A 21,294-nucleotide genomic window follows, 5' to 3' on the forward strand; every position below is an offset into this window, starting at 1 on the left:
GCCGGAGCACACGAGTCGTCCACCCGGGTACGCGTGTCGTCCATCCAGGTACGCGAGTCGGCCCGCTGGGTACGCGAACCGGCCGTCCAGGTACGCGTGCCGTCCGTTCCGGTACGGCTCAGTCGGCCGCACCGCGCGGCGCGGTCGCCGTGATCACCTTCACCGCACGGTCCACATCGGACTCCGTGAGGTCGGCGCGGACCGTCAGCCGCAGCCGCGAAATGCCGTCGGGCACCGACGGCGGCCGGAAGCACCCGACGCGGATGCCCTGCTCGGCGCAGGCCGCGGCCCACGCGACGGCCGTCTCCGCGGACGGTGCCTGCACCGAGATCACGGCCGCGTCCGGCAGGCTCGCCTTCAAGCCCGCCGCCTTCAGCTGCATCGCCAGGTTCCCGGCGTTCTCCTGGACCTTCTCCGCCAGCCCCGGCTCTTCCTTCAGCGCGTGCAACGCGGCGAGCGCGGCGGCGGCGCTGGCGGGCGCGAGCGCCGTGTCGAAGATGAAGCTGCGCGCGGTGTCGATGAGGTGCTTGATGACGCGACGCGGCCCGAGCACCGCGCCACCCTGCGCGCCGAGGGCCTTCGAGAGCGTCAACGTCGTGACGACGTCGGGGGCGCCCGCGAGCCCGGCCGCGTGCACCGCGCCGCGCCCGCCTTCACCCAGGACGCCGAAGCCGTGCGCGTCGTCGACCAGCATGGCGGCGCCGTGCTCGCGGCAGATCCCGGCCAGCTCGCCGAGCGGGGCGAGGTCACCGTCCACCGAGAACACCGAGTCGGTCACCACCAGCGCCCGCGGCTTGCGCCGGGTCGCCAGGGCGTGCTTGATCGCCGACGGCGTCGCGTGCGCCACCGCGGCGATGTCGGCCCGCGACAGCCGGCAGCCCTCGATGAGCGACGCGTGGATGTACTTGTCGGTGACGATCGCGGCTTCGCTGCCGGACAACGCCGTCACCGCGCCGAGGTTGGCCGTGAAGCCCGACGAGAACACGAGCGCGGCCTGCACCCCGCAGAACCGGGCGAGCTCCATCTCGAGCTCGGTGTGCAGCTCGGTCGAGCCGGTCACCAGCCGTGAGCCGGTCGAGCCGGCGCCCCACCGCAGCGCGGCGGCCGCGGCGGCCCCGGCGACGCGCTTGTCGTGGGCCAGCCCGAGGTAGTCGTTCCCGGCCAGGTCCAGCTCGTCGGTCTTGGCGGGCCGTGGCCGCAGCTGCCGCACCAGACCGGCGCCCGCACGCTTCTCCGCCTCGACGTCGAGCCAGTCGAAAACCTCTTCGGGCGGAAGTGTCGGCGGCGTAGTCACGTCCCGCAGTCTCCCATCCGGACCCCGCTCGTCCGTGAAGCGGGCCCGGAAACGCCGGAAGCCCCGGACCGGCGAGTGCCGGTCCGGGGCTTCCGGGGGAAATCAGCTGTCGTAGCCGCGACGCGGGCCACGGCTCGGGCGGCCGTAACCGCCACCACCGCTGCCCGAGCGGGGCTGACGGCCGCGGCCGCCGAAGCCGCCGGGACGGCCTTCGCGCGAACCCTGGCCGTAACCGCCACGGTCGCCGCCGCGCTCACCACGGTCGCCGCCGTAGCTGCCGCCGCCGCTCGCGCCGCGGTCGCCGCCCTGGCTGCTGCCACCGCGGTAACCACCCCGGCTCGAGCCGCCGAAGCCGCGGTCGCCGCGGAAGCCACCGCCGCCACGGCGCGGGTTCTCGCGCCGACGCTCGATGACCGGCTCGCCACTGGGCTCGCGGGCACCGGTGATGCGGGTCAGCGCCTCGTCACCCGGGCGGACCATCGTGGACTCGGCGCGGACGCCGGCCCGGTCGGTCATCCGCTTGACCATGCGGCGCTGGTCGTTGGTGACCAGCGTGACGACGACACCGGACGCCCCGGCGCGCGCCGTGCGGCCCGCGCGGTGCAGGTAGTCCTTGTGGTCGGCCGCCGGGTCGACGTGCAGCACCAGCGAGATGTCGTCGACGTGGATGCCGCGCGCCGCGACGTCCGTGGCGACCAGCACCGGGGCGTGGCCTTCCTTGAAGTCGGCGAGGACGCGGTTGCGCTGCCCCTGCGTCTTGCCGCCGTGCAGGGCCTGCGCGTTCACGCCCTGCTCGCGCAGGCGCTCGGTGAGGCGGTCGACGTGGTGCTTGGTCCGCACGAACATGATCGTGCGGCCCTCGCGGGCGCCGATCTGCGTGATGACGTCCTGCTTGTCCTGGTGCGACACCTGGAGCACGTGGTGGTCCATGGTGTCGACGCTCGCGGTCGACGGCGCCACCGAGTGGGTGACCGGGTCGGACAGGTACTGCCGCACGAGGCGGTTGACGTCACCGTCGAGCGTCGCCGAGAACAGCAGGCGCTGCCCACCCGGCGGCGTGAGGTCGAGGATCTCGCGGACCTGCGGCATGAAGCCCATGTCCGCCATCTGGTCGGCCTCGTCGAGCGCGATGAAGTTGCAGTCGCCCAGGTGCGCGGTGCCCTGCCGGACGTGGTCCGACAGCCGGCCCGGAGTGGCGATCAGCAGGTCGACGCCACGGGAGAGCGCGTCGGCCTGACGGGCGAAGGCCATGCCGCCAACGGCGGTGCGGCACCACAGGCCGAGGGACTTGGCCAGCGGGGTCAGCGAGTCGGCCACCTGCATGGCCAGCTCGCGGGTCGGCACCAGGATCAGCGCGCGGGGGCGCTTCGGGCGAGCCTTGCCGTCGGCGAGCCGGGCCAGCATGGCCAGGCCGAAGGCGAGGGTCTTGCCGGAACCGGTCTGGGCGCGGCCCAGGACGTCGCGGCCGGCCAGTGCGTCCGGGATGGTCGCGGACTGGATCGGGAACGGGCTGTTGATGCCGGCCTCGGCCAGCGCGCGGAGCAGCGGCTCCGGCAGGCCCAGCTCGGCGAAGGTCCTGGTCGCCACGGTCTCGACGGCGTCGTCGCGCAGCATGTCCCCACCGGCGGGGCGCTGACGCGGCCGACGGTCGGGACGGCCCGCGTGCGCGGACGTCGAGGAGGGACCAGAGTTGAACGTGACTGTCACAAATGCCTCTCGGACGTGGTTCGTCACAAGGAGGCCCGGGCTCCCCGCGCGCAGGCAGGGCAAGATGGTGTGCGTGGGCGTTCACAGGGACGGACCCCGGCACACTGTGTCTTGTCGCTATCCGACACTGCGCGCCGCTTGTGGGAATGCGGATCACCGCGAGCCATTCGGTGGCTCTGGAGGCGACGGACACCAACTCATCCACGCCGCCGGTTGCGGTCTGTACATACTGTACCTGAAGGGGAGCTGGTCCTCCGCATCGAGGTAACCGGTTGTGGGCGGCGTCGCAGGCGTGTTCCGCACCACACCCGCGACGCCGCTCCGTGATCACCCGATCCCGGCCGTCGCCACGAGTTCCTTCAGCAGCTCATCGGTCCTGGTGACGTGCTCGCCGAGGCCCCGGCCGTGGAACCAGCCGGCCAGGTTGCGCACGTCCCTGGCGAGGAATTCGACCCCGCCCGGGTTGGCGACGACGTCGACCACTTGAGGTAAGTCGATCACCACCAGCCGCCCCTCGTGGACGAGCACGTTGTACGCCGAGAGGTCGCCGTGCGCGAGCCCTTCGGACGCGAGCAGCTCCAGCGCCGCGGTGGCCTGGAACCACAGGTCCTTCAGCTCGCCGGGCTCCGGGCGCACCTGCGCCAGCCGCGGCGCCGCCGTCCCGTCGTCCTCGCCCAGGAACTCGAGCAGCAGCTCGGTCCCGTTGCGCTGCACGGGGTACGGCACGGGCGCGCCGAGCGTCCACAAGCGACTCAGCGCGGCGAACTCCGCGACCGCCCACTGCTCGGCGATCAGGTTGCGGCCGAACGCGGTGCGCTGCGCCATCGCGCGGGTCTCGCGGGAGCGGCGCATCCGCCGCCCTTCGAGGTAGCCCGCGTCGCGGTGGAACAGCTTGTGCTCGTCGCTGCGGTAGCGCTTCGCGGCGAGCAGCGTGCCGGGGGTGCCGGGCAGGCCGCGCCGCAGCAGGTGGACGTCGGCCTCCTTGCCGGTCTTGAGGACGCCGAGATCGGTGTCGACCGCGGCGAGCTCCGTGACGACCCAGTCCGGCCGGGGGAGCGGGCCGTGTTCGGCGTCGTCCCAGGTGGACCAGCGGTCGGCCCCGTCGGGCAGCTGGTTTTCGGTGTAGGCGTCGTCCCGCAGCTTCGCGAGCCGGACGCGTTCGCCTTCGGTGAGCCGGCCGCTGCGGGTCGGTTCGGGTTCGTCGTCGAACCGCGCACGACGGGAGAACCGCGGGTTCTCCTCGTCGAGCCGCGCGCGGCGGCGTGGTGGGTGGTCTTCGCCGCCGAGCTGTCCGCGGCTTTCGTTGAAGTCTTCGAAATCGTGCAGGCGCACTGGTGGGTTCTCCTGGTTCAGGGGTGCCCCACCGGGCGCGTGATCAGCCTCGGGGGGCGGGTGGGCTTGGGCGCAGTAGGGCCCGCACAGTCATCACCACAGGCACCTCCCCGCTCTCTCGCACACCGGCTCCCTGCCGGACGTCACCACAGCTTGCCGCGCCGCCCCGGCGCCGCGCAACCGAATAGCGCGAACGGTCCGTTCGTGCCCTTTCCTTGAAATCCGGGTGCCGCCGTGGTCACGATGATCAGGCAGGCCGAACGCGGCCGAACGAGGAGGAGCGGATGGAGTCCTACGACGTCGTGGTCGTCGGAGGCGGGCACAACGGGCTGGTCGCGGCGGCCTACCTGGCGCGGGCGGGCCGGTCGGTCCTCGTGCTGGAGCGGCGCGGCGAGACCGGTGGCGCCGCGGTGTCGTTCCGCGCGTTCGAGGGTGTCGACGTCCGGTTGTCGCGCTACTCGTACCTGGTCAGCCTGCTGCCCAAGAAGATCATCGCGGACCTGGGCCTCGACGTGGCGCTGCGGCGGCGCCGGATGTCGTCCTACACCCCGTCGGGCGACTCGGGTCTCCTTGTCGACACAGGCGACGAAAGCCGGACCGCGGCGTCGTTCCGCGCGCTCACCGGGTCCACAGCGGACTTCGCGGCGTGGCAACGGTTCTACGAGCTGACCGGGCAGGTCGCCGAACGCGTCTTCGGCACGCTCACCGAACCCCTTCTGTCCGAAGTGGACTTCCGGGACCGGGTGGCCGACGCCGAAGCGTGGTCGATGCTGTTCGAGCGGCCGATCGGCGAGACGCTCACGTCCTGGTTCGGCGACGACACGGTCCGCGGCGTGGTGCTGACCGACGCCCTGATCGGCACGTTCGCCGCGGCGGATGCCGGGGACCTCCGGCAGAACCGCTGCCTGCTCTACCACGTGATCGGCAACGGCACGGGCGACTGGGACGTGCCGGTCGGCGGCATGGGCGCGGTCACGGGCTCTTTGGCCGCCGTGGCTTCCGCGGCGGGCGCGAAGCTCGTCACCGGCGCCGAGGTGCTGGCGATCGACCCCGGCGGTGAGGTGCGCTACCGGCGCGGCGACACCGAGCACGTCGTACGCGGCGGCCACGTCCTGGCGAACGTCGCGCCGCCTACGTTGGCGCGGTTGCTGGGCGAGGAACCCGCGGAGCGGCCGGAAGGCGCGCAGCTCAAGGTGAACATGGTGCTGTCGCGGTTGCCGAAGTTGCGTGACCCCGGCGTCGACCCGGCCGAGGCGTTCGGCGGCACGTTCCACGTCAACGAGACCTTCAGCCAGCTGGAGACGGCCTATCGCGAAGCGGCGGCGGGGAAGATCCCCACGCTGCCACCGTGCGAGATCTATTGCCACTCGCTGACCGACCCGTCGATCCTCGGTCCGGCCGAGCGGGCGGCCGGCGCGCAGACGCTGACGTTGTTCGGCCTCCACATGCCCGCGCGGCTGTTCGAAGGACGCAACGACGAAGCACGCGAAGAGGCGTTGCGCGCGACGCTGGCTTCGCTGAACAGTGTGCTGGCCGAGCCGATCGAGGACTGCCTACTGACCGGCCCCGGCGGAAATCCCTGCGTAGAAGCGAAGACCCCGCTGGACCTGGAAGCCGAGCTCGGGCTGCCGGCCGGGCACATCTTCCACCGGGACCTGGCGTGGCCGTTCGCGGACGATCCGGCGCTGACCGGGCGCTGGGGCGTCGAGACGGCGCACGAGCGCGTGCTGCTGTGCGGTGCGGGAGCGGTGCGGGGAGGTGGTGTCAGCGGCATTCCGGGCCACAACGCGGCGATGGCCGTGCTGGGTGCCTGACCCGGCCGGCCGGACGCGCTAGATGACGGGCGGGCGGCGGACGTCGTAGAGGTCCCAGTCCAGCTGCCAGAACGCGTCGATGCCGTGCTCGCGGATGTAGTCCCGCTCGGTGTCGTGCACGGGGTAGCAGCCGGCGATGCTGATCGGCGCGCCCCCGATGTCGATCAGCGTGTACTGGTGGGCGTCGAGACCGGCGGGCGCGGACACGGCGAAGGCGGTCATGGCGGACTCCGGGGCGATCGGCTCGCCGAAGTCGATCGTGTCGCCGTAGACGAACGGGCAGGTACCGCGCAGCTGCTCGGCGAGGTAGGCGATGGCCAGCGCCCAGATCGGGTCGTCCGAGCGGACGCTGATCCACAGCTCCGGCTTCATCCCGTGCCAGTCGGTGTGCTCGGCGAGCGAGAGGCCGTAGGTCGCGCCCGTCAGGTAGCGCGGCTCGGGTTCGTCGGCGTAGACGAGCGAGATGACGTCGTCCAGGCCGGTGTGGCTGGACGGGATCGGCTGCAGCCGGGGCTCGGTGCTCCCGGTCAGGGTGTCGAGATGGGCGACATACCGCTCGGCACGGCTCGGCATGGCGTGCAGCCTACGGCCGGCCGGGCGCCGGTGTGGTGAATCCGGGTCGCCCCGGCGCGGCACGTTCGGGCAGGGTGGGAAGCATGCGAGTGCTCGTGATCGGAAGCGGGATCGGCGGCGCGGCCACGGCCTACCACCTGGCGGGCCGGGGTGCGGAAGTGATCGTGGCGGACGCGGCGCGTCCCGGGACGGCCACCGAGGCCGGCGCCGGGATCGTCAGCCCGTGGACGTCGCGCTGGGAAGACGCCCTCTATCCGCTGGCGGCGGCCGCGGGCCGCTACTACCGGGAGTTCACGGCGGAGCTGGCCGAGCTGGGCGAGGAGTCGTCGTTCGAGGTCGTCGGCGGGATGATCGTCTCGGCCGAGGAGTCCGAGCTGGCGGCGGCCCACGAGCGGCTGGCCGCGCGGGCGGCGGGCGCCCCGGAGGCCGGCGAGGTCCGCCGGCTCGATCCGGCGCAGGCCAGGGAGCTGTTCCCGGCGCTGGCCCCCGAGCTGGGCGCGGTCCACCTGTCCGGCGCCGGCCGCGTCGACGGGCACCTGCTGCGCCGCGCCCTGCTGGCGGCGGCCGAGCGCAAGGGCGCGAAGTTCGTCGACGGTGAGGTCGCCTTCCGCGCCGACGGCACGGTGGCGGGTGAGCAGGGGCCGCTCGAAGCGGACAGCGTGGTGGTCGCGGCCGGCGCGTGGAGCCGCGAGCTGCTGGCCCCGCTGGGCGTCGACCTGCCGGTGACGCCCCACCGCGGCCAGATCAGCCACTTCGACCTGCCGGAAACGGACACCGCGGCCTGGCCGGTGGTCCTGCCGCGCACCAGCCACTACCTGCTGGCGTTCGGCGGCGGCCGGGTGGTCGCGGGCGCCACCCGCGAGGCGGAGGCCGGCTTCGACTACCGGGTGACGGCCGCGGGCCAGCGCGAAGTGCTGGACAACGCCCTGACGATCGCCCCGGGCCTGGCAACCGCCACCCTCACCGAAACCCGAGTCGGCTTCCGCCCGGGCACCCCCGACGCCCTCCCCATCCTGGGCCGCATCCGCCCAGGCCTCACGATCTCGACGGGCTTCGGCGCCGGAGGCCTGACAAACGCCCCCTTCGCCGGAAAGCTGGTGGCGGCGCTCGCCCTGGACGAGGACCCAGGCTTCGACCTGACCCCGTTCTCCCCGGACCGCTTCTAGCCCCGGCTACCCGCACCATAACGGCCGCGCCCCGGGCCAGGCAGATCCCGAAACGCGCGGCGACCGACGAGAGCCCTCCGCCGGACAGGTTGCGGCCATCACCGGCGGCGCCGAGTCACGGGCCGAGTCGCGACCGCTCGGCAGCACGGGCCTGCTCTCGGCTGGGTCGGCGCCCCGCAAACTGGCGGAGCCCGGCGCAGACTGTTCAAAACTCGTGGCCGGTCGCGCTTCACCTGGCGTCGCTGCGGGGCTGGTCAAAGCCCGGTGGCCGGTAGCGGTTCACGCCGCGCGGATTGAGAACCCCGGCGCCTGGTTGCGCTTCATGCCGCGTCGGCTGGTCAATCCCGGTGCCTGGTCGCGACCTGCCCCGCGTGGCCGAGGCCCGGCGCCTGGTCGTGGCTGGCCGCCGGGAGGAGGCTTGTGGTCAGCCTTCGGTGATCAGGTCCAAGGCGTGGTCGCCGGTGCGTTCCACCGTCAGGCCCGCCTTCCTGATCACCTTGGCCAGCTGGTCCACAGTGGACGGTTCGGCGCGGGTGACGGCCAGTACGTGGGCGAGGCGGCCCTTGTACGCCTTGTTGAAGTGGCTCACCGTCACTCGCTCACCCCGGGCGTTCTCGGTGACCACGCGGACCGTCACCGCGTCCGGGCGGAGGTTGGCGAAGGCCGAGTACGTGCCCGAACGGAGGTCGACCACCAGGCCTTCGATGTTCTGCAGCACCGGCTCGAGCGCTGGCTTCCACATGCCGCGGATGGTGCCGAGCGCGGGCAGGGAGTTGCCGCCGGAGAGGCGGTACGCCGGGATCGGGTCGGTCGCCGAGACCACGCCGAACAGCGAGGACGTCACCGCCAGGCGGCGGTGGGCCTTCTCCAGCCCTGCCCTCGTGAAGCTCTTCACGTCGAGCGCGTCGTACAGGACGCCCGTGTAGCGGCGCAGGGCCGGCATCGTCGGGGACGTCCACAGCTGCGCGTTGCGCGTGACCTCCCCGGCCTGGCGCTCGGTGATGCCCAGGACCGCGATGCTGGCCGGGACGTCACCCGCCAGCTCGACGAGCGCGTCGGCGATCTTCGCGCGCGTCGGGTTCAGCTCGGGGAACGACAGGGCGGCGTGGTCCAGCGGGGCGCCGCGGCCGCCGTCGGCCTTGGTCTCGGAAGGGGGCAGGAGCACCAGCACGCACTGAGCGTAAATCGGGATGCGCGGCCGGCGGCGCGCGGCCTAGCCTCGGCGCATGGACCTGACCTGGCGTCCCCTCACGCTCGACGACGACGCGGCCCTCGCCCGGCTCTACGCGGCCGCCGAGGAGGTCGACCGGACGGGTGAGCACTTCAGCACCGAGGACCTGCGCGAGGAGCTCGAAGGTCCCAACATCGACCTGGCCGGAGCCACCACCGGCGCCTGGGACGGCGACCGGCTCGTCGGCTACGGCCTCGTCCGCCGCCGCGACGCCGCGAACCCGGTGCACATGATCCGGCTCCAGTCGGTCGTGCACCCGGACCACCGCGACGACGCCGTCGGTGCGCACCTCGCCGACTGGTTCACCCGGACGAGTCGCGAGGTCCACGCACGCGCCTTCCCGGACGCGCCGCTCGAACTGCACCACGGTCACCACCGGAACGAACGCTGGATCGCCGGTGTGCTCGCCGCGGCCGGTTACGAGCACCAGCGGACGATGGTGGACATGCGCGTCGGCCTCGCCGACCTGCCGCCGCAGCCGTCGCTGCCGGACGGCGTCGTGCCCGTTCCGTTCGACTTCGCGTACGACCTCGCCGCGCTCGACGCCCGCAACGACACCTTCGGCGACCACTGGGGCAGCACCGCCTACGAGCCCGGCGCCTGGCGCCACCTCGTCACCGGCTCCAAGGACTTCCGGCCGGACCTGTCGTTCCTCGTCCTCGACGACGACAAGGTCCTGGCCTTCGTGCTGAGCCACTTCTACGCGTCCGAAGCCGAGGCGACCGGCGTGCGCGAGCACAACGCCACCTGGGTGGGCACGCGCGAGGTGCTGCGCGGCCGCGGTGTCGCGTCGGGCCTGCTCGGCCACACCCTGCTGGCGGCCAAGGCGGCCGGGTTCGACCGGTCGGCGCTGAACGTCGACGTCGACAACGCGCACCGCGCGCTGGGCGTCTACGAACGGTGCGGCTACCGCGTCGACGACGAATGGCACGTGTACGTCAAGCCTCTGGCACGAGGTTGAGCAGCTCCTCTCCCTGCACGTACCGGCGCAGCTGCTCCCCGGCCAGTTTCTTGGCGCGCGGGTAGAACGACGCCGAGCCGCCCGCGATGTGGGGGGTCAGGACCACGCCCGGCACCGTCCACAGTGGATGGCCGGCGGGCAGCGGCTCCGGGTCCACCACGTCCAGCGCGGCGCGCAGCCGCCCGGTGCGCGTCTCGGCCAGCAGGGCGTCCGTGTCGATCGCCGTGCCGCGGCCGACGTTGACCACCAGGGCGTCCTCGGGCAGGGCCGCCAGCTCGGCGGCCCCCAGCAGGCCACGGGTCGCCGGGGTGTCCGGCAGCACCAGGACCACGATGCCGGCTTCCGGCAGCAGCGCCGGCAGCTCGTCGACGCCGTGGACGTCCTCGGCCGGCCGGGCGTGGCTCGCCACCCTCGTCACCACCGCTTCGGCGGCGACGAGCTGACGCTCGATCGCCCGGCCGATCGAGCCGTACCCGACCAGCAGCACCCGGCTGTCGGCGAGGGACCGCGTGTGTTCGCGCACCCACTCGCCCCGCGCCTGCTGGGCGAACCAGCGCGGCAGGTCCCGCTGGGCCGCGTGGATCAGCGCCAGCGCGTGCTCGGCCACGCTCAGGTCGTGCAGCCCGCGCCCGTTCGCCAGCCGCACGCCTTCGGGCAGCAGCGGGACCAGGTTCTCCACCCCGGCCGAGAGCGCCTGCACCACGCGCAGCGCGGGCAGCCGCCCGATCAGCTTCGGCGGCTCCGGGCCCCGGTCGTACGGCAGGACGTAGAACTCGACACCCTCAAGGTCGGGAGGGGGCGAGCCGAGGCCGTCGTAGTACGCGGCCTCGACCCCCTCCGGCACCTCGATGTCGGTCCACGGCAGCAGTACGCGAGCGTTCATGCCGCCTTTCTACCCGTTACCGCGTGTAGTACCCCTGCAGGTCGACCACCAGGTTCGTCGAACCGGCCGAGTTGCGGACGTCCAGGCGCGCGCCGGACCCGAGCCGGACCGTCGCCGCGTTGGACGTGTTGTCGCCCGGGGTGGCGTTCAGCGTCGACGGGATGTCGCTGTAGGGCAGGTCGTGCGACCAGGCCGACAGGAACGACCGCACGCTCGGCTGCACGTCGGTGAGGTTGACCGCCGCGGCGGTCGCCTCGGCGGGCAGGCCGGCGGCCTGGACCGTGACGATGCCGCCCGGGCCCAGCGGGGCCGGCGGGACGAGCGCGCGGGTGTCGAGCAGCCGCGTCGGCGTGCCCAGGGCCGCGTACCGGCTGCCCGCGTCACCCGGCACGAACGAGCCGAGCACCGACAGCAGCGCGTGGCCCTGGCCGTGGTGGAGGAACAGGCGGATGGCACCGTCGTCGCCGATCCGCACGAGCGACTGGGTCGCGCGGTCCGCACCCGCCGAGATGTTCAGCGTGGACGGCCCGGGCGAGCCCTGGGCGTACACGCTGAAGAACGTGTTCGAGTCGGTCTCCGTGCCGGTCAGGTTGACCGCCACGGCGACGGCGTCGGCCGGCACGCCCGCCTTCCCGCGGACCGGCACGGTCACCACCTCGCCGCCGGTGAGCTTGCCCGGGTGCCCGCCGAGCGAACCCCGCGTGTCGAGCACCTGGACCGGCTTGTCCGCCGGCTGGTAGGTCGACTCGCCCGACGCGCTGTAGTAGCCGAGGTAGTCGACGATCACGTCGATCGAGCCGGCGTTGTTGCGGACCTTGATCCGCCCGTCCGCGCCGACCGGGACCACGGCCATGACCGCCGCGGTGGCGCCAACACCGAGGTTGAGGTTCGACGTCGACGGCAGGGTGTCGCCGTACGCGGTCAGGAACGTGCCGGCGGTGCCCTCGATCCCGACGAGGCTGACGGCGACCGCACTCGCGGTCGCGGGCAGGCCCGGGATGGCGACGGACACGGACTCGCCTGAGGTCACCGGCTTCTGGTGGTCACCCTGCGGGGTGCGGGTGTCGAGAACCCGCTGCGCGACCGGCAGCGCCGTGTAGGCGTCGCCGCGCACGCGCGGGCCGATCCAGCTCGCGAGGTCGTCGACGCGGGTCTCGACGGCGCCCTGGCGGGTCTCGGCGGAGCCGAGGCAGCCGGCCTGCCACGAGGCGTCGTGCAGCCCGATCAGCTCGGCCGTGCCGTCGTGCTCGCGCAGCAGCGGGCCGCCGGCGTCGCCCTGGCAGGTGGTCGTGGCCGCGTCCGGGTCGCCGGCGATCGCCAGTGTGGTCGCGGTGGTGCTCCGCACCGCGACGGTGGCGGTGTGCGGGGCGTCGGGCACCCATTCGGTCGCGGTCCGGCCGTAGCCGACGACGCGCAGCCGCTCGTCCACCGCCGGTGCCGTGGTCCCGACGACGGCCGGGGCGACGTCGGTCACCGGGGCCGACAGCTTGGCCAGCACCGCGTTCCGGTCGGCGCGGAACAGGAGGTCCACAATGGACCGTTCGGCGCCCGCGGTGCCGCGCTTGCCCACGATGGCCTTCGAAGCGAGCTTCGGCGAACCCGCCACCCCGGCGTTCTCCGGGAAGCAGCTCGCGGCCGTGAGCACCCACTGCGGTGCCACGAGCGCCCCGCTGCACCCGTGTGCGGTGCCGACCTCGATCCTCGTGGTGAACCCGTACGCGCCGTCGGCGGCGGGACCGCCGGTGACCGCGGCACCGGGCACGGCGGTGAGCACGCCCAGCGCCGCCGTGACGGCGAGCAGCGCACCCGCTCTCGCCCGGCGCATCAGAGCGCCGCCTTCGGCCGGACGCCGACGACTGCAACACCCGCTGCAACACCCAAGAAGGGCATCAGGAATCTCCCCCTGAGAAATGGCTGTCCGCGAACGTGATCCGTCGCGGTCGTACGCGCCGAAGACCCCCCCCCGCGGCCCCCCGCCGGGCCGATGCTAGTGCTCGGTACCGGCCGGTGACCAGTGCCGGAAATCGGCCCGGAGCAGCGAATTCACTGCTCCGAACCGAGCATCGGCGCGACGCGGCCGGGCGTTACGGGACCTCACCCGTGCCGCGGCCCGGACACGCAGAACTCGTTGCCTTCGGGATCGGCCAGCACGGTCCAGGCGAAGCCGGGCACCTCGTGCTCGCCCTGCTCGGTCGCCCCCAGGCCGACCAGCCTCTTCACCTCCTTTTCCCGATCGTCGGAACCGAAGTCGACGTGCACCCGGTTCTTGCCCGCCCGCGGTTCGGGCACCCGCTGGAGCCCCAGCGACAGCCCGCCCTCCGGCGGGGCGAGGAACAGGAACTCGCCTCCGTAGTCCTGGGCGACGACCGTGCCGAGCGCCGCCGTCCAGAACTCCGCCAGACCGCGCGGATCCGCGCAGTCGATCGTGATCATGGCCATCCGAACCGTCATGGCCCGGACGCTAGCGGCGACCACCGACAAAAACGGCCGCCGAGTAACCCGTTGGAGTTGTTGCCGGGCGGTTGACTACTCTGAGCGGGACTTTCACACCCGCCCGGCGCAGGGAGCCACCCAGTGATCACCAGGACTTCGTCGTTGTTCCTTCGCACGTTGCGCGAGGATCCGGCGGACGCCGAGGTACCGAGCCACCGGCTCCTGGTACGTGCCGGCTACGTCCGCCGGGTCGCCCCGGGCGGGTACTCGTGGCTGCCGCTGGGCCTGCGCGTGCTGCGCCGCGTCGAGGCCGTCGTGCGCGACGAGATGAACGCCATCGGCGCGCAGGAGATCCAGTTCCCCGCGCTGCTGCCGAAGGAGCCCTACGAGGCGACCGGCCGCTGGACCGAGTACGGCGACAGCCTCTTCCGCCTCAAGGACCGCAAGGGCGCCGACTACCTGCTCGGCCCGACGCACGAAGAGCTGTTCACGCTGACGGTCAAGGGCGAGTACAGCTCCTACCGCGACTACCCGGTCACGCTGTACCAGATCCAGACCAAGTACCGCGACGAAGCGCGGCCCCGCGCCGGCATCCTGCGCGGCCGCGAGTTCGTCATGAAGGACTCGTACTCCTTCGACCTCGACGACGAGGGCCTCGAGCGCTCCTACCAGGCGCACCGCGCCGCCTACACGAAGTTGTTCGACCGCCTCGGCCTCGAGTACGTCGTGGTGAAGGCGACGTCGGGGGCGATGGGCGGCTCGGCGTCGGAGGAGTTCCTCGCGGTCGCCGAGACCGGCGAGGACACCTACGTCCGCAGCACCGAGTCGGGCTACGCGGCGAACGTCGAAGCGGTCGTGACGCCCGCGCCGGCCGCGCAGCCGATCGAGGGCCGTCCCGAGGCGCAGGTGCACCACACGCCGAACACGCCGACCATCGAGACGCTGGTGAACTTCCTCAACGCGGCCGGGCTCGGCCGCGAGTTCACCGCCGCGGACACGCTGAAGAACGTCATGCTCAAGACGCGTCAGCCGGGTGCGAAGGAGTGGGAGCTGGTCTGCGTCGCGCTCCCCGGTGACCGCGAAGTGGACATGAAGCGCCTCGAAGCGTCGCTCGAGCCGGCCGAGGTCGAGCTGCTCGACGAGACCGACTTCAAGGCGAACCCGTTCCTGGTCAAGGGCTACATCGGCCCGAAGGCCCTGCAGGACAACGGCGTGCGCTACCTAGCCGACCCGCGGATCGCGCCCGGCACCGCCTGGGTCACCGGGGCCGACAAGCCCGACCACCACGTCGTCGACCTGCTCGCCGGCCGCGACTTCACCCCCGACGGCACCATCGAGGCCGCCGAGGTCCGCGAGGGTGACGCGTCGCCGGACGGCCACGGCACCCTGGTCGCCGCGCGCGGCATCGAGATCGGGCACATCTTCCAGCTCGGCCGCAAGTACGCCGACGCGTTCGAGCTGGACGCGCTCGGCCCCGACTCCAAGCCGATCCGGATCACGATGGGCTCCTACGGCGTGGGCGTCTCGCGGCTGGTCGGCGTGCTCGCCGAGCAGAACCACGACGAGCTCGGCATCATCTGGCCGCGCGAGGTCTCACCGTTCGACGTGCACGTCGTCATCGCGGGCAAGGACGACGCGGTGCGCGCCGGCGCCGAGAAGATCGCCGCCGAGCTGGACACCGCCGGGCTCGAGATCATCCTCGACGACCGCAAGGCGACGCCGGGCGTCAAGTTCGCCGACGCCGAGCTGGTCGGCGTGCCGACCATCCTGGTGGTCGGGCGCGGCCTGGCCAACGGCGTCGTCGAGGTCAAGGACCGGCGCACCGGCGAGCGCGAGGAGATCGCGGTCGACGCCGTCGTCGAGCACCTGGTCAAGCTCGTCCGGTCCTGATGAGCCGGTTCCGCCGTCGTGACGACACGACGCCGGGGTACGAGGACAACGCGGCGCTTCGCGGGTTCGGTGGTTACGAGCCCGCGGACGCGCCGCGCTTCCCGTCCAGCGAAGGTGTCGACGCGCCGCGGGCCGAGCCGAAGCGGATCCGTCCCGCCCCGAAGCCGCCGAAGTGGCGACGCTCCTCGCGGGCGCCGTGGGTCGGGCTGGTGCTCATCGCGCTGATCGCAGGCGTGCTGAACGCGCTCGGCGTCGGCAAGTCGCATCGCCCCGCCTCGACACCCGCGCCGCGGACGCCGGTGGTCGAGACGCCGGCGCCGCGGGTGGTCGTCCCGGCCGCGGTGAGCGGCTGGCAGTCCGTCGCGGCCAAGGACGGCTCGTACGCCTACGACGTCCCCCCGGCCTGGAAGCCCGAGCCGGGCACGCTCCACGGCTGGGAGAAGACCGCCGCGGTGCCCGGCATCAGGCTGATCACGAGCGCGTTCCTGGGTGAGGACTACTGCGAGCACGCCAACCTCGGCGGCGCGGGGGTCACCACCGAGCCGGTGGCCGACAACGGTGAAGCGGCGCGCAAGGCCGTGACCGACCTGGGCGTCAGCGCGTTCAGCCCCGACAACGGGCCGCTGGCCGCGGTGACCCCGGACGCCGGTGCCGACGCGCAGATCACGAAGGCCGACGGCACGAAGGCCCCGGCGAAGATCGTGGTCGCCGAAGTGATCCCGACCGAAACCGGGCCGTGCACGGCGAAGCACGCCCTGGTCGCCGCGCTGGCGTTCGGCAACGACAGCGCGTCGGGCGTGGTCGTCGCCTACGCCGACAGCGACCGCGCGGGGCCCACGATCCGCGACGACCTGCTGGGGATCCTGAAGAGCTACCGGTTCGTCCCGGAGACGGGCCGCAGTACGACGACCCCGCCGCCGACGACCTACCGCTGAGCGCCGGGGTCCGGCAGGGTGGGCCCATGGACAAGCGGCTCGCCCGGCTCCGCGCCGGTGCGTTCGGCGTCCTGGGCGCCGCCGGGTTCCTGCTCCTGTTCGGACCGCTGCTGGCCAAGGCCTGGGGCTGGACGACGCGGGCGCGCAGCCCGGAGTGGTGGGGCGCGGCCGGGCAGTGGGCGGGAGCCGTCGGGACCGTCTTGGCCGTGGCCGTCGCGCTGTGGATCGCCATCCGGGACGGCCGGGTGGCGCGGGCCGACCGGCGGCAGCGGGATCGGCGCGAGCGGCAGGAGCAGGCCTCGAAGGTCACCGCGTGGATCGAGCGGGACGGGCGCCGCACCTGCATGGTCGTGTCCAACGCCAATGCCGAGGCGGTCAACCACGTCGTCGTTTCGTTCGACCTCGTGCGGAGCCTGCCGATGACCGGCTCCACCCTGCACCGCGGGCCGGAGATCGAAGACGACGAGTACCTCTTCGCCGTGCTTCCGCCGGGGAAGTGGCGCATGGCGGTGCCCGAAACGCGCCTCGACACGGATCTGACCCCGGGCGTCATGATCGCGTTCAGCGACTCCCGCAACGGGCACTGGCTCCGGCTGACCGACGGCGCCCTGATCGAGAAGGACCAGAACGTCGTCGGCCGCCGCAAGATCCGGTTCCCGCAGCGGATCAGCGTCCCCGAGAGCTACTGACCAGCTTCGCCAGTTCGCGCAGCCGGACGTCCGGGAGGTACGCGCGGCTCAGCGCCAGCCCGATCCGCGGCAGGTCGGCTTCGTCGCGGAACGCCAGGTACAGCGGGACGTGCCGCGGCTGGAACTTCGCCTTGAACGCGTGCAGCGAACGGAACCCGTAGTACGGCTCCATCACGCGGCCCAGGGACTCCAGCGTCCGGTCGATCGTGCGCGTGGGTGCCCCGGCCGCGCTGCGGGCCAATGGCGCGCCCGAGAGCGACACGAACCGCGCGCCCTCTTCGCGGAAGGCCAGGCAGGCCGACGCGATGAGGAACTCCATCACCGGGCGGAAGCCGTGGGCGCTGCGGCGCATGACGTCCAGCGTCCAGCCGCCGACCTGGCCGGCGCCGGTGTAGACCGGGAGCCAGGACGTGACGCCGTGGACGACGCCGTCGGTGTCCACCGCGAGGCCGACGCGGGTCGCCGGGTCCATCGCCTCGTCGAGACCGCCGAGGGTGAAGCCCATCTCCGGCATGCCCTTGCCCGACATCCACTCCTCCGACAACGCCCGGACCTGGGCGAGGATGGGTTCCGGCTGGTCGGCCAAGCGGACCAGCCGGAAGTCGATGTGCTGCTTGGCGGCCTTGTTCAGCGCCGACCGGACGTCCTGCCACGCCTTGCCGCGGAACTCGAGGTCCGCGAGGTCGAGCACGTTGTCCTCGGCCACCTGGACGTGCTGCCAGCCCAGCTCGGCCGTCGCCGCGACGGTCGCCTCCGTCACCGAGAAGACGCACGGCACCAGGCCGGAGTTCTCGCACATGGCGGCGAACTCGGTGACCGTCGCCGCCGCGGTGCCGTCCGGGGCGATCGGGTCGCCGAGGGCGACCGCGACCCCCGCGTGGCGGCGGTAGGCGAGGTAGGACCGGCCGTCTTCGCGGACGAAGTACGTGTTGCGCGGCCACGTCGTCATCCACGACAGCGTGCTGCCGCCGTGCCGCCCGAGCAGCGTGCGGGCCAGCGCCACCCCCGGGCCCTGCGCGTGGCGCCGCAGCCGGCGTCGCGAAGGCACGCGGAAGGCGTGGCGCCCGGCGACCAGGACGATCAGCTCGACCGTCCACAAGAGATTGTCCACGAAAAACAGCGGCAGGCCGGCGGTGTCGTAGTCGCCGCCGAAGACGTCGGCCAGCCCGATCACGGTGGCGGCCGCGAGCCCTTGCAGCGTCACGAACACCGAGAGCGCGACGGCCCAGCGCCACGCGACGCGGCCGCCCTTGCGCAGCCCGTTGAGCATCGGCACCACCAGCAGGACGAGGATCGCCAGCTCCGGCGCCGTCAGGGAAACGCCGTCCGCGGACCCGAACGGGCCGTCGCCGGGCACCAGGAACATCACGACCTCGGCGACGGTGAGCAGCAGCAGGCCGGCGACGATCAGCAGCCGCCATTCCCGTACGTTCGGCCCCGCGGTGTCGGTCTCGCCGCGCGGGCCGACCAGCCGCTTCCCGAGCGGGATGGCCAGCGCCAGCGCGAAGAAGTGCACGAGGTCGGCGAGCGTGCCGACGTAGATGATCGCGACGCCGGCGTACACGCAGAGCCCGGCCCGCAGCCGCAGGCGCCACGGCGGCCGCAGGGTCGCGCTGGCGACCGCGACGGCGGCGAGCGCGCCGCCGGAGAACCCGACGTCGAGGCTGCCCGCCATCCGCTCGGCCCACAGCCAGCCGGAGTTGCGGCTCAGCGCGAGGAACTGGGTCGCGACGAGCACCGAGACGAACTGGCCGCCGATCGTCACGGCCATCGCGCGCCGCGTTCCCAGCTGCCACTCGGCGAAGCCGGCGAAGAGCGCGAAGCTGCCGACCATTGGGAGGTAGTACCAGGGGATGACGGCGAAGAAGGGCCCGGTGAGCATCGTCCACCACCGGCCCGCCTCCAGCGACGGCAGTCCGTAGGCGACGAACGGGTAGGCCGCGCGGTCTTCGGCGGCGCTCCAGAGCGCCCCGGTCGCGACGGCCAGCAGGAGCATGGCGAGCACGACACTGCTGGTGAACGGCAGTCGCTGCCGCAGAACCGCGACCGTGCCGCGGATGCGTCCCCCTCCGGCGAGCAGGCCCGCCGACGCTGTTTCAGTCATGCCTAGGAGTCTTGCGAGCGCGGCCGTTCCGGACATCCGACGGCAGAGCGAGATTTCCCTTAGGGGAGTCCTCCTTCGGAATGAGGGTCATCCCGGTCAGAAGGACGATGACCTTCGGGGTCGTCACCCCAGGACGGCACTCCGGACGGCGTCGGTGTCGGCCAGATCCGGCAGCACGGTGTGCGCGCCCGCGGCCCGGAGCTCCGCCGCGGGGTAGTGCCCGGTCGCGACGGCGACCGCGACCGCGCCGTGGGCCAGCGCGGCTTCGACGTCGCTCGGGGTGTCGCCGATGACGACCACGGCGTCGGCGGCGAACGGCGCGCCGTGCTTGGCCGCCGCCTGCGCGACGGCGTGCGGGACCAGGTCCGGCCGGTGCGCCGAGAGCGTGCCGTAACCGCCGATCGCCAGGTCGAGGTGCTCGTCGAGGCCGAACGCGGCGAGCTTGTGCCGGGAGATCTCCGGCAGGTTGCCGGTGACCAGCGACTGGACGACGTGGTCGTGCCCGGCGAACGCGGTCAGCGCCGCGGCGGCGCCCGGCAGCGCCCGGGCGTCGGCGGGCAGGTGCCCGACGGCCCGCTCGGACTCCGCGATCAGCGCCTTCCAGAGCGCCTGGAGCAGGTCTTCGGTCGGCTCGATGCCGTGCGCGGTGAGCAGGTCGCTGCTGATCGCGCGCTCGGTGCGGCCGCCGAAGTCGGGGTAGGTGGTCAGTTCGGTGCCGGTCGCCGCGGCCAGGGCCGCGGTGTACCAAGCGGCGCCGAGGCCGGTGAAGTCCACCAGCGTGTGGTCGATGTCCCAGAGCACCAGCCGCGTCTTCGTCACGGGGTCGAGGTTACCGGCGTCACTATTCAACGCGTGTTGACTTCTTCGGCGACGCCTCCTACCTTGAAGACAATTCAACGCATGACGAATAACTGGAGGCAGTCATGACCAGTCCTGTCCGGCGCCCCGCCGGGGCGCTCGCCCTGGTCGCCGCCGTGGCCGGCGCGCTGGTGGCGGTGGTGCTCGGGTTCCTCACCTTCGGCGCGCAGGCCACCGTCGCGCCGGACCACGTCCCCGTGGCGGTCGTCGCGCCGCCGGGGATCGCGCAACAGCTCTCCGCGCACGGCGGCGGCCAGCTCGACTGGACCGTCGCGACCTCCTCCGAGGCGCGAAGCCTGCTGGAGGACAAGAAGGTCTACGGCGTGCTCGAACTCGGGCCCGGCCCGTCCGCGACGGTCGTCACCTCCGGTGCGGTCAACCCGGCGGGTACCCAGGTTGCGCAGCAGGCGCTGACCGGCGCCGCGAGCGCGCTGGCGGGCGCGCCGAAGCAGGAGGTGCTGCACCCGGTGAGCGTCGCCGGGCGGACCGCGCCGCTGGCCGCGAGCGCCCTGGCCTGGATCGGCGCGCTCGTCGCCGGCCTCGCGCTGACGCAGCTGGCGAAGCGCACCGGACGCACCCTCGGCGCTGGCGCCCGCTTCCTGCAGGTCGCCGGCGTCGGCGTGCTGGTCACGGCCGTGGTCGCCGGGTTCTTCGCGCTGTGGGACGCCGCGCTGCCACTGACCGCGGACGTCCTCGGGTTCGTGTTCCTCGCCGCGACGGCCTTCGCGGCCGTGCAGGCCGGCCTGCTGCGCCTGCTCGGGCTGCGCGCGATGGCCGTGCTCGGCCCGCTCTACCTGGTCGCGCCCGCCGTCGCCGGGCAGGTGCCGGAGCTGCTGAACCCGGCGTATCGCACGCTGCTGTGGTCGTGGACGCCGTTCCGCTTCTCGGCCGAAGGCCTGCGCAGCCTGCTGCAGGGCGTGCCGGGCGCGCCCGACGTCACGACCGGCGTCTGGGTGCTCGGCGCCCTGCTGGCCGCCGGGCTCCTGGTCACGCTGTGGCCCGGCCGGTCAGCCCGCGAGGAAGCTGAACCGCACCTTCCGGACCGGGTTGTCGAGGTTGGTGTCCACTAGGCAGACCGACTGCCAGGTGCCCAGCGCGAGCACCCCGCCGAGCACCGGAACCGTCGCGTAGGGCGGCACCAGCGCGGGAAGCACGTGGTCACGGCCGTGACCCGGGCTCCCGTGCCGGTGCCGCCACCGGCCGTCACGGGGGAGGATCTCGTCGAGCGCGGTCAGCAGGTCTTCGTCGCTGCCCGCGCCCGTCTCGAGGATCGCCAGGCCCGCTGTGGCGTGCGGGACCCAGACGTGCAGCAGCCCGTCGTGCGCGTCCGCGTCGCGCAGGAACGCCTCGGCCTCGTGCGTGAGGTCGTGGACGACGGCGTCCGAGCCGGTGCGGACCTCGATCTCGGTGGAGTACATGGACTC

18 protein-coding genes are annotated in these 21,294 nt (G+C 73.0%); 7 read left to right on the forward strand and 11 right to left on the reverse strand.

Annotated elements, in window-relative coordinates:
* Window positions 1-118: 118 nt before the first annotated feature.
* The 3 genes from VA596_RS43160 to VA596_RS43170 form a co-directional block, all read right to left on the reverse strand.
* A complete protein-coding gene (locus tag VA596_RS43160) occupies window positions 119-1,294 on the reverse strand; it encodes an 8-amino-7-oxononanoate synthase (RefSeq protein WP_323335598.1) in 1,176 nt (391 codons plus the stop codon).
* 102 nt (window positions 1,295-1,396) lie between these two features.
* Window positions 1,397-3,001 (reverse strand): DEAD/DEAH box helicase, encoded by a 1,605-nt coding sequence (locus VA596_RS43165; protein ID WP_323335599.1) that lies wholly within the window; start codon window positions 2,999-3,001, stop codon window positions 1,397-1,399.
* 327 nt (window positions 3,002-3,328) lie between these two features.
* Entirely contained in the window at window positions 3,329-4,333 is a 1,005-nt protein-coding gene (locus VA596_RS43170) for a serine protein kinase RIO (RefSeq protein WP_323335600.1), read from the reverse strand.
* 284 nt (window positions 4,334-4,617) lie between these two features.
* Between VA596_RS43170 and VA596_RS43175 the strand changes: the two genes are divergently transcribed.
* Window positions 4,618-6,147 (forward strand): phytoene desaturase family protein, encoded by a 1,530-nt coding sequence (locus VA596_RS43175; protein ID WP_323335601.1) that lies wholly within the window; start codon window positions 4,618-4,620, stop codon window positions 6,145-6,147.
* Window positions 6,148-6,165: 18 nt separating this feature from the next.
* Here VA596_RS43175 and VA596_RS43180 read toward each other — a convergent pair whose 3' ends face one another.
* Entirely contained in the window at window positions 6,166-6,720 is a 555-nt protein-coding gene (locus VA596_RS43180; protein WP_323335602.1) for a suppressor of fused domain protein, read from the reverse strand.
* An 83-nt stretch (window positions 6,721-6,803) separates the two neighbouring features.
* Between VA596_RS43180 and VA596_RS43185 the strand changes: the two genes are divergently transcribed.
* A complete protein-coding gene (locus VA596_RS43185) occupies window positions 6,804-7,886 on the forward strand; it encodes an NAD(P)/FAD-dependent oxidoreductase (RefSeq protein WP_323335603.1) in 1,083 nt (360 codons plus the stop codon).
* Window positions 7,887-8,310: 424 nt separating this feature from the next.
* On the opposite strand, the gene yaaA is transcribed toward VA596_RS43185, so the two are convergent.
* Window positions 8,311-9,057 (reverse strand): peroxide stress protein YaaA, encoded by a 747-nt coding sequence (yaaA, locus tag VA596_RS43190; protein ID WP_323335604.1) that lies wholly within the window; start codon window positions 9,055-9,057, stop codon window positions 8,311-8,313.
* A gap of 55 nt (window positions 9,058-9,112) precedes the next feature.
* Between yaaA and VA596_RS43195 the strand changes: the two genes are divergently transcribed.
* A complete protein-coding gene (locus tag VA596_RS43195) occupies window positions 9,113-10,078 on the forward strand; it encodes a GNAT family N-acetyltransferase (RefSeq protein ID WP_323335605.1) in 966 nt (321 codons plus the stop codon).
* On the opposite strand, the gene VA596_RS43200 is transcribed toward VA596_RS43195, so the two are convergent.
* From VA596_RS43200 to VA596_RS43210, 3 genes are all read right to left on the reverse strand, one after another.
* The gene (locus tag VA596_RS43200) at window positions 10,056-10,961 is read right to left on the reverse strand and encodes a 2-hydroxyacid dehydrogenase (RefSeq protein ID WP_323335606.1); all 906 of its coding nucleotides are present in this window, start codon (window positions 10,959-10,961) and stop codon (window positions 10,056-10,058) included. The two genes, VA596_RS43195 and VA596_RS43200, sit on opposite strands and share 23 nt — an antisense overlap.
* Before the next feature lie 16 nt (window positions 10,962-10,977).
* Window positions 10,978-12,786, reverse strand: a complete 1,809-nt coding sequence (locus VA596_RS43205; RefSeq protein WP_323335607.1) for a S1 family peptidase — start codon at window positions 12,784-12,786, stop codon at window positions 10,978-10,980.
* Between the two features lie 269 nt (window positions 12,787-13,055).
* Window positions 13,056-13,412 (reverse strand): VOC family protein, encoded by a 357-nt coding sequence (locus VA596_RS43210; RefSeq protein ID WP_323335608.1) that lies wholly within the window; start codon window positions 13,410-13,412, stop codon window positions 13,056-13,058.
* A gap of 123 nt (window positions 13,413-13,535) precedes the next feature.
* On the opposite strand from VA596_RS43210, the gene VA596_RS43215 reads away from it, so the two are divergent.
* From VA596_RS43215 to VA596_RS43225, 3 genes are read left to right on the forward strand one after another with little or no spacing between them, the layout of a single operon-like run.
* Entirely contained in the window at window positions 13,536-15,284 is a 1,749-nt protein-coding gene (locus VA596_RS43215; protein ID WP_323335609.1) for a proline--tRNA ligase, read from the forward strand.
* Window positions 15,284-16,219, forward strand: coding sequence for a hypothetical protein (locus tag VA596_RS43220; RefSeq protein ID WP_323335610.1), 936 nt, complete (start codon window positions 15,284-15,286; stop codon window positions 16,217-16,219). Before VA596_RS43215 ends, VA596_RS43220 begins: the two co-directional genes overlap by 1 nt.
* Before the next feature lie 26 nt (window positions 16,220-16,245).
* Window positions 16,246-16,908 (forward strand): hypothetical protein, encoded by a 663-nt coding sequence (locus VA596_RS43225; RefSeq protein WP_323335611.1) that lies wholly within the window; start codon window positions 16,246-16,248, stop codon window positions 16,906-16,908.
* Here VA596_RS43225 and VA596_RS43230 read toward each other — a convergent pair.
* Entirely contained in the window at window positions 16,886-19,012 is a 2,127-nt protein-coding gene (locus VA596_RS43230) for a bifunctional lysylphosphatidylglycerol flippase/synthetase MprF (protein ID WP_323335612.1), read from the reverse strand. The two genes, VA596_RS43225 and VA596_RS43230, sit on opposite strands and share 23 nt — an antisense overlap.
* A gap of 123 nt (window positions 19,013-19,135) precedes the next feature.
* On the reverse strand, window positions 19,136-19,831 hold the full coding sequence (locus VA596_RS43235; RefSeq protein WP_323335613.1) for an HAD family hydrolase: 696 nt from the start codon (window positions 19,829-19,831) through the stop codon (window positions 19,136-19,138).
* A 104-nt stretch (window positions 19,832-19,935) separates the two neighbouring features.
* On the opposite strand from VA596_RS43235, the gene VA596_RS43240 reads away from it, so the two are divergent.
* A complete protein-coding gene (locus VA596_RS43240) occupies window positions 19,936-20,940 on the forward strand; it encodes a YhgE/Pip domain-containing protein (RefSeq protein ID WP_323335615.1) in 1,005 nt (334 codons plus the stop codon).
* Here VA596_RS43240 and VA596_RS43245 read toward each other — a convergent pair.
* Entirely contained in the window at window positions 20,878-21,288 is a 411-nt protein-coding gene (locus tag VA596_RS43245) for a secondary thiamine-phosphate synthase enzyme YjbQ (RefSeq protein WP_323335616.1), read from the reverse strand. The two genes, VA596_RS43240 and VA596_RS43245, sit on opposite strands and share 63 nt — an antisense overlap.
* Window positions 21,289-21,294: the final 6 nt, after the last annotated feature.

The organism is Amycolatopsis heterodermiae, assembly GCF_034929455.1.
Lineage (GTDB): Bacteria > Actinomycetota > Actinomycetes > Mycobacteriales > Pseudonocardiaceae > Amycolatopsis > Amycolatopsis heterodermiae.

Bases quoted from the DNA above. Each gene is read 5' to 3' on its own strand.
- VA596_RS43175 (WP_323335601.1), top strand. From the start codon at position 4,618: ATGGAGTCCTACGACGTCGTGGTCGTCGGAGGCGGGCACAACGGGCTG.
- VA596_RS43180 (WP_323335602.1), bottom strand. From the start codon at position 6,720: ATGCCGAGCCGTGCCGAGCGGTATGTCGCCCATCTCGACACCCTGACC.
- VA596_RS43185 (WP_323335603.1), top strand. From the start codon at position 6,804: ATGCGAGTGCTCGTGATCGGAAGCGGGATCGGCGGCGCGGCCACGGCC.
- VA596_RS43195 (WP_323335605.1), top strand. From the start codon at position 9,113: ATGGACCTGACCTGGCGTCCCCTCACGCTCGACGACGACGCGGCCCTC.
- VA596_RS43200 (WP_323335606.1), bottom strand. From the start codon at position 10,961: ATGAACGCTCGCGTACTGCTGCCGTGGACCGACATCGAGGTGCCGGAG.
- VA596_RS43205 (WP_323335607.1), bottom strand. From the start codon at position 12,786: ATGCGCCGGGCGAGAGCGGGTGCGCTGCTCGCCGTCACGGCGGCGCTG.
- VA596_RS43210 (WP_323335608.1), bottom strand. From the start codon at position 13,412: ATGACGGTTCGGATGGCCATGATCACGATCGACTGCGCGGATCCGCGC.
- VA596_RS43220 (WP_323335610.1), top strand. From the start codon at position 15,284: ATGAGCCGGTTCCGCCGTCGTGACGACACGACGCCGGGGTACGAGGAC.
- VA596_RS43225 (WP_323335611.1), top strand. From the start codon at position 16,246: ATGGACAAGCGGCTCGCCCGGCTCCGCGCCGGTGCGTTCGGCGTCCTG.
- VA596_RS43230 (WP_323335612.1), bottom strand. From the start codon at position 19,012: ATGACTGAAACAGCGTCGGCGGGCCTGCTCGCCGGAGGGGGACGCATC.
- VA596_RS43240 (WP_323335615.1), top strand. From the start codon at position 19,936: ATGACCAGTCCTGTCCGGCGCCCCGCCGGGGCGCTCGCCCTGGTCGCC.
- VA596_RS43245 (WP_323335616.1), bottom strand. From the start codon at position 21,288: ATGTACTCCACCGAGATCGAGGTCCGCACCGGCTCGGACGCCGTCGTC.